At 43.5% G+C, this 1,146-nt stretch carries 1 protein-coding gene and 1 pseudogene; both read right to left on the bottom strand.

The genetic code is table 11. The features are described from left to right. Window positions 1–495, bottom strand: a 495-nt coding sequence (locus VXQ92_RS19870; RefSeq protein ID WP_416682947.1) for a cell division protein FtsZ, incomplete at its 3' end; no start/stop codon positions are given. Window positions 496–659: 164 nt separating this feature from the next. Then, window positions 660–1,146: pseudogene (locus VXQ92_RS19875) on the bottom strand (cell division protein FtsA); the annotation flags it as partial.

The following is a 1,146-nucleotide window of genomic DNA, read 5'->3' on the forward strand; positions in this document are numbered from 1 at the left end:
ATCAACATGAGCTTCAAGCGCTTCAATACCACGCTCAGCAGACTTTTGACGACGACGGCCTTCAAAGTTAAATGGAGTTGTTACAACACCAACAGTCAAAATCCCCATTTCTTTAGCAACTTCGGCAACAACCGGAGCTGCACCAGTACCTGTACCACCACCCATACCAGCGGTTACAAACACCATGTCAGTCCCTTCAAGGTGCTGACGAATAATTTCACGGCTTTCTTCTGCTGCTACCTGGCCTACTTCAGGGTTAGCACCTGCACCTAGACCGCGTGTACTTTGCTCACCTAACTGAATTTTGAAAGGGGCATTCATACAGTCAAGTGCTTGTTTATCTGTATTAGCACAAACGAATTTAACACCCTGAATATCAGACTGTACCATGTGCTGAACGGCATTACCGCCACCGCCACCTACACCAAATACAGTGAAACGGGCTTGACCGTTGCCATCGTTTAGTTCATCTTCTATAAATTCAAATGAGGCCATGACCTTTAGGGTTCCTAATACATTATGGCAGTCACTTCAGCCCGTATACTGCCTTGATTTTCAAAAATAACTAATTTTAAGAATGCTGTGCAATACCAACCTTGTCAAGTACAGTGGTTTTCTCTTACAACTTCCTAACAATTCTACCAATAAATACATACATCCTAAAAAATGGCTTTAAGTTTGCTATTAAAAGCATTCCAGCCATTCACCATTCGTTCCCATACCGAACGGTCATTTCCCTCTTCAGGCTCCTCAACAGCTTCTTGTAATTCACTTTGGCTAAACATAAGTAAACCAGCTGCTGTTGCATACATTGAGCGGCGTAATGCAGCTTGATGCTGATCATCAGCATACACCTGTAATGGCGGATTACCTAGATGGGCAGACACACCTAACATACGACGCGCCAAACTTACCATACCTTCAATCTGGCAAGCATCACCAGTCAATACAACACCATGATATAGACCATGGATTGCACCGCTTTGTTCAAGTTCTTCGCGAATCTGGCTGAAAATCTCTTCATAACGAGCAATAATAATTTCCGCTAACTCAATTCGGCTAATCGTTTGCGGACCATCAATACCCTGTACTTGAATCATATGGTCAGGCTTAACCACTTTCAGGTCAACACAGCCGTACAGCAAT

This window comes from Acinetobacter sp. 228 (genome assembly GCF_048147885.1).